Consider the following 6,786-nt stretch of genomic DNA (forward strand, 5'->3'; position numbering starts at 1 on the left):
CATCGACGTCCTGCGTCGCTGCGTCCAGCCTGAACCGCTGCCATGCGGAGCGCTGGCGGGTATCGGCCATCGCACCCGACACTCGGCCTCCCGACGCTCCGCCAGGCTCGACAGGCCCGACAGGCCCGACAGCCGTCTACCGAGCTGCGGGGCGCGGCCGCGCGATCACCACGGCGATGGCGAGACCGCCGATCAGGACGGCGAAGGCGCCCCAGGGCAGCGCGGGCGCGCCCGGCGCCGAGGGGAGGGAGATCTGATCCGCCTCCGCCGTGTGCGCGTCGACCCGCTCGCCGCGAACCAGCAACCGGTGGGTGTTGACCCCGGTGGGCGTGCACGTCAGCAGGGTCACGTAGTCGTGCCCGGGCGACTGCCGCAGCAGATCGCCGTCGTCGGGGAGCACGGTCTTGATCTGGTCGACGCGGTAGACCAGCGTCTCGCCGGCGACGTCGATCGCGAACTCGTCGCCCAGGTCGAGCTCGTCGAGACGCGTGAACAGACTCGCACCCGGGATCCCGGAGTGGCCGGTCAGCACGGAGTGTGTCCCGTCCCCGCCGACCGGGAGGCCGGAGCCGTACAGGTGGCCGATCCCGCGTGCGAGAGTGTCTTCGTCTGTGCCGTGATAGATCGGCAGATCCACCCCGATCCCGGGGATGCGGATGCGTGCCATCGGAGCTCCGGGAGCGAGCGAGAGCTGCTGCAGGTAGTCCGCGCGGCCGTCGTCGACGTCGTCTGCTCCGCCCGCCGCATTGAGCGTGTAGGGATCACGGAGCGGTCCGTCGGGAAGATGCTCGTTGTAGTCGCGGGCCGCGTCGATCATCCCCCCGAGCTCGGAGGAGGTCGAGTCGGATACCGCCTGCGCGTACCCGGAGACCGTGGACGCGTGGGTGAGGTCGCTGATCCAGGTCGCTCCGGAGGGGTAGGCGATGAGGCCCGCCCCCGCCATCACGACCACGGCGACGGCGATGCTCATCGGAGACCACCGACGCTCGACGGATGCACGCCGGGCGCGGCGCCTGAGCGGAGTCGCGTCCTGCGGTTCGGCGGTGACGATCATGAGGAAGCTCCGAAGTCGAGGTGGGGGCGACCCGATAGGCGGGTCGCCCCCGAGGACGGTTCGGTTCGAGCCGATCCATCCCAGAGGCGGGGGCGACCCGGGGAGGTGGGTCGCCCCCGAGGATGATCCGGTTCGAGCCGCATCATCCCCTGGAGAGGGGACAGCCGGGGAGAGGAAAGGCTGCCCCCTCGATGGCGGCGGTGTGGGGACTCCGCCGTCTCGGGTGGTCAGGCGTTACGACGACGCTTCACGACGAGGAACACGACACCACCGGCGATGAGGCCGATGCCGGCCAGGTAGAGCAGACCGGTGCCCGTGCCACCGGTGAACGGCAGCTGGAAGCCGCCGTTGTGCGGCACGTTGGTCACGGTCAGATCGATCCCCGCTGCCGTCGTGGCGGCGGTGACGGTGAACTCGATCGGAGCGGCGAGCAGCTCGTAACCGCTCGGCGCCTGCACCTCGACGAGGTAGTACTGCAGGTAGCCGGCGTCACCCGGGGCGACCGTGGCGCCGTTGGCGAAGTCGCTGTACCGCAGACCCGAGAGCGTCAGGGTGCCGTCCGCGTTCACGACCTCGAACTCGGTGTCCCCGTTCAGGGTGACCGGGTTCGTCTGCGCCGCGGCATCCGCCGCCGAGGTGAACACCTGGAAGACGGCTCCGGTGAGCGCCGCGCCGCCCTGACCGACCTTCGCGACGGTCAGGCCGCCCCAGCGGGTCTCGACCTCGGGGGTCGTGGTGGGTCCACCGGGCTCGCCCGGGTCGATGTCGAAGCTGGCGGCGTTCGGGTAGACGAGCGCCTGGTTGGCGATCTCGCCCACCGCGTTCACCGTGGTGATGATGTCGACGACGACCTGCGTGGTGTTGTTCGCGGCGAGGATCGCGCGCCCCGCAGCGGTGAACTCGACCGTGACGGCGTTCGTCCCTGCGTCGTGGACGATCGTGTAGTCGGTGCCCTCGGCGATCGTGGTGCCGTCGGCGAGCGTGACCGTGGCGGCGACGTAGTCGAGCTTGGGGTCGAGCACGTCGACGATCTTGAAGCCGTCGATCGGGTTCGCGTTGGGGATGTCCGACGTGATCGTGAACGACACCTCATCGCCCAGCTGCACGGCATCCGCATCGTCGACGGTCTTGGTGGCCGTCGTGATCGCGTTCTTCGGGTAGACGTGCACGTCGTACAGCCAGTTGTCCCGGTTGTCGGGATCGGTCAACGGCACCGAGACGAGGAACGGCGCCGACGGCGTCACTCCGGCGGGGAAGCTGGTCTCCTCGACGAGGTACAGGCCGACGGGGAGGCCGGTGAACGACGCCTGACCTGCGGCATCCGTCACCAGCGACGAACCCGCCGCGAGCGTGTATCCCGCGCCGGTGATCGAGCCTTCGGGATCTGCGGCGTCGAACACGCCCGACAGCGTCGAGGCGTTCGCCCAGCCGCTGTTGGTCGACAGGTCGATGCCGGTGACCTGCCGCACCTGGAACTCGACCCCGGGGAGCGGAGTGAGGCCCGTGGTGTCCACGGCCGTGCCGTTGTTCGGCAGACCGGTGGGCGTGTCAGGCGCTTCGAGCTTGTGCACGGTGATCGAGCCGGTGGCGTTCGGGTCGACCAGCGGCGCCGCTGCCGCCGGTGCCGCGAGGCCGAGCCCCAGGAGCACCGCGGCGGCGCTCGCTGCGAGGCCGACGCGGAGTCCGCGTCGTGCCGGATTCATGGTCTTCATGTTTCTTCCCCCTTGGGTTGGGTCTTGCGTTTCTCGGGTATTCGGGTGGGCGCGCATGTCACGCCCGGGGACCGCGTGAGGTGACGGCGAGTGCTCGTCGTCGTCGCGCGAGGTTGAGGGTGCCGGCGGTGGTGCCGGCGAGGAGGAGGGTGAGGCCGATCAGGTAGATCCAGGAATCGCCGGGCCCTCCCGCATCGGGAAGGTCGAGAGCGGGGACGTCTTCGACACGGATCGTGCGGATGCCGTCGACATCCACCAGTTGCACGTTCGAGGAGACACCGGCGTCGAGGGTGATCGTGCCGTCGGCGGCGACCGTGAACGGCACCCGCCCTGCCAGCAGCGCGAACCCGTCCAGCGCCCGCGTCTCCTCCAACCAGTACGTCCCCGCCGTCAGCGTGACATCACGGAACAGGCCCGTCACCGGAGAACCACCCGACACCGCCGCCGGCACCGGATCCACCACCGCCGTGCCCCCGGTCGCCGCGGAGAAGATCGCCCACGACGACCCGTCCATCGGCACCACAGCCCCGGTCGACGCCTCGCCGACCTTCTGGACCTGCACCGGCGTCGGCGTCACCTGCGACGTCGTGCACGCCGCCCCGCACGCCTGCGGCGGCGTCGGCTGACCCGGCGCACCCGCGTTACCGGTGACCACGTTCCGCAGCGTCGATGACCACGCATCCGCCGCCACCGTGACCCGATACGTCAGCACCGCCGACGAGGATGCCGGCAGAGTGAACGACGCGGTCGTCAACTGGGTACCCACCGGGTCCGGCTCGGCGACAGGAGGCCCTCCCGCGATGACCAGCTGGGCGGAGCCAGCGACGAAGGTCGCGTCGTCGAGCACATCGGAGAGATCATCCGTCAGCACGGTCGCCGAGACCGGCACCGCCGAGGCGTTCGTCGCCGTGACGCGGTAAGTGATCACCTCACCGGGCTGCACTCTCGCGCCCGCGGCGAGCGGATCGGCGCCGCGCAGGGCTTGCTTCGCGAGGGTCCAGGTCGGGATCGGGGTGTTCGTGAACACGCACACGATGTGGGAACCGGTGTTCGACCCCAACGGCATCGTCACCGACCCGCTCGCTCCGGATCCGGACGCGACCAGTGCGTTCCCGTTGAGTGAGTCGCGGCACTCCCACGTCGTTCGGTAATTCGCCAGCACCGCGCCGCCGCTCGGCGTCTCCGTGATCGTGTAGGTGCGGCCAGGAACCCCGACGACCGCACCCGCCGTCGCCGATGCTGCCGTCTGCAACCCCGTCGATGTGCCCGACGTCGTGCCCGTGTTTCCCGACGCCACACCGTTGCCGGTGATCGTGACCGTGAACTGATCCCCCGTCGCGTACCGCCCCACGAGGTCCTTCCGCAGTGTCAGCGTGCTGTTCAACGTGCACGAGCTCAGATCGCTGACCAGCGTGTTGTTCGTGCCGTTCGGGTTCAGGATCGTCGCACTCGACACCTGGGCTCCCGAGTTCGGATCCACCCGCGACAGCACCCGCGTCGCCGCCGTGTGCTGCGTGTACAGATACCCGTCGCTGCCGAACGCGATCCCCTGGAACTGCGCCGAGGCGGGTGCAAGATTCGCCAACAACCGCGACCCTACGAGACTCCCGTTGCTCGGCGGGGAATCCACAACCACCAGACGGTTGCCCGCTGCCGTTCCATTCGACATCACGATGAACGCCCGCCCCTGGCTGTCGAAGACCAGATCACCGTTCGCGCCGCCCGCGGTCGGCACCGCCACACGGAACTGCAGACCCAACGACGTGTTCGCAACGGGATCGAAGGCGAAGAACACGTACTCCGTGCCGGAAACCCCGCCGATGTAATACAGACCGTTCACGGGATTAACCGCACCCATGAAGAGATTGAAGGTCGCTTCCGGAATCGTTCCCGCCAGCGACGCCACACCCGTCGTCGTGTCGTAGCGATACACGTTCTTGGTACCCGACTGCGACGCCGCGTACGCATATCTCCCGTCGGCGGTGATCGCGAGGCTGTTCATCAGAGCGGAACCACCGGCCGGGAAGAACCCCTCCTGCACCGATGCTCCCGTTGCCCGGTTGATCGCCAGCACTGCACCGCTCGTGTTGAGGCCGTAGACCACATCAGCCGTGCACCGGAACCCCGCGGAGAAGGCGGCGGTCGTCGTGCTCTGATCGTTCGACGGATTGGGGTCGCGCTCGTTGCCGATCACTCGCGCCGCGTTCGTCAGCAACCCCGTGGTGGAGGCTGCCACTGTGCCGTTCACCGTGATGGTCCTGGTGGCTCCGACCGCCAGCCCTGCCAGTGCGCACCGGAGGACGCCGGTCACCACCGTGCACCCCGCGGTCGGCGAGGAGGCTCCCGTGATGCCGGCGGGCAGAGTGTCGGTCACCTGGTAGCCGGAGGAGACGCCGGGGCCGTTGTTGGTGACGGTGAGCGTGTAGGTGATCGCCGCACCAGCGGTGTAGACCGCCGGACCGGTCTTCACGATTCCGAGGTCGACATCCAGTCCGGGTATCGCGGCGCCGTCGTTGTTGCCCGAGGCCGGCCCTGCGGTGGTCGACACGAGGGTGAAGGTCGGCGTCGCCGCCGTCGGGTTGGCGATCGCGACCTGATAGATGTTGCCGGTGGTGTTGTCGGACAGGCCGATGTTCCCGTTGCCGTACAGCCACTGCGCACCGAAAGCCGCGCTCACGCCCAGCCCCAACGCCCATGAGCTCACCTGCCCCGTCACGGGGTTCATCCGGTAGATCCGGTCGGCCTGGCTCACCCCCCAGAGGAAACCGTCCTTCCAGACGATGTCAGACAGGTTCGGAACGGCCGCCTGCAGAGTGATCCCGGTCGCGGTTCTCGTCGCCACGTTGATGGCGCCGATGTAGGTTCCCGCTCCACCCGTGTAGCGCACGTAGAGCACCCCGGCCGTCGCGCCCTGCCCGAAGGCGCCCTCGTTGTAGATCTGACCCGCCGGGGGAGTCGCGAGGCCGGAGATCGCACCGAGAGACGTGATCACCCCGCCCTGGCCGATCCGGATCAGCGTCGTTCGGTTCGCCGTGTCCCGCTGGACCCCGTAGAGGTAGTTGTCTGTCGTGTTGAATCCGATCGCGTTGTAGCCGATCGCCGCCGTCGCGCCGATCGGAGTGAACCCGACGGACCCCGCCGTCTGCTGCGCGGCGTAGAGCCTCGTGGGGACGTCCTGCGCGACGAAGACCGTGGGGACGTTCGGATCGAACGGGTCTCCCGGAGCGGCAGACGCCTGAAGTGGCCGCGACAGCGGCACCAGCGCCACCGACATGAGGATCGCAATCACAACGAGCGACAGTGGTCTCCGCCAGCTCCCCGGTCGATCGAGAGCCACGATGTCTCGTGATGCGCGCACGGTTCCTCCCCAGATTCGGCTCGCGCCGAGGGGCGTCAACCAGAGGACTCGGGTATCACGGGAACGCTCCCAGCGCGTACCAGGGAAAGCTAGTGAGCAGCCGGTGCCGACCGACAAGGGGCTCTGTCTCGTTTTGGTTACGCCGGAGAAAGTACCGGAAACAAGAGCCGTCATCTCTCGTTCCGCCGATTCTGCGAGTCGGGGATTCCCTCAGTACTGGGGATTGCCGCACGCCTCTGCCGCTTCGATCGCACAAAGCCGGCGGTGGTGCCGGCGAGGAGGAGGGTGAGGCCGATCAGGTAGATCCAGGAATCGCCGGGCCCTCCCGCATCGGGAAGGTCGAGAGCGGGGACGTCTTCGACACGGATCGTGCGGATGCCGTCGACATCCACCAGTTGCACGTTCGAGGAGACACCGGCGTCGAGGGTGATCGTGCCGTCGGCGGCGACCGTGAACGGCACCCGCCCTGCCAGCAGCGCGAACCCGTCCAGCGCCCGCGTCTCCTCCAACCAGTACGTCCCCGCCGTCAGCGTGACATCACGGAACAGGCCCGTCACCGGAGAACCACCCGACACCGCCGCCGGCACCGGATCCACCACCGCCGTGCCCCCGGTCGCCGCGGAGAAGATCGCCCACGACGACCCGTCCATCGGCACCACAGC

4 protein-coding genes are annotated in these 6,786 nt (G+C 68.8%); all 4 read right to left on the reverse strand.

What is annotated here, in order from left to right:
- Positions 1–136: 136 nt before the first annotated feature.
- Positions 137–1,054: a class C sortase gene (locus tag LC438_RS18170; RefSeq protein WP_105673462.1), complete on the reverse strand. Its 918-nt coding sequence runs from the start codon at positions 1,052–1,054 to the stop codon at positions 137–139.
- A 227-nt stretch (positions 1,055–1,281) separates the two neighbouring features.
- Positions 1,282–2,766 carry a SpaH/EbpB family LPXTG-anchored major pilin gene (locus tag LC438_RS18175; protein WP_223587428.1) on the reverse strand — a complete coding sequence of 495 codons (1,485 nt, stop codon included), beginning with the start codon at positions 2,764–2,766 and terminating at the stop codon, positions 1,282–1,284.
- Between the two features lie 58 nt (positions 2,767–2,824).
- Complete coding sequence (locus tag LC438_RS18180; RefSeq protein WP_223587429.1) at positions 2,825–6,124, reverse strand: SpaA isopeptide-forming pilin-related protein; 3,300 nt, start codon at positions 6,122–6,124, stop codon at positions 2,825–2,827.
- Positions 6,125–6,294: 170 nt separating this feature from the next.
- The coding region (locus LC438_RS18185; RefSeq protein WP_223587430.1) for a prealbumin-like fold domain-containing protein at positions 6,295–6,786 on the reverse strand (492 nt) is incomplete at its 5' end.

Origin of the sequence: Microbacterium sp. OVT16B, from assembly GCF_019969705.1 — a bacterium.
Taxonomy (GTDB): domain Bacteria; phylum Actinomycetota; class Actinomycetes; order Actinomycetales; family Microbacteriaceae; genus Microbacterium; species Microbacterium natoriense.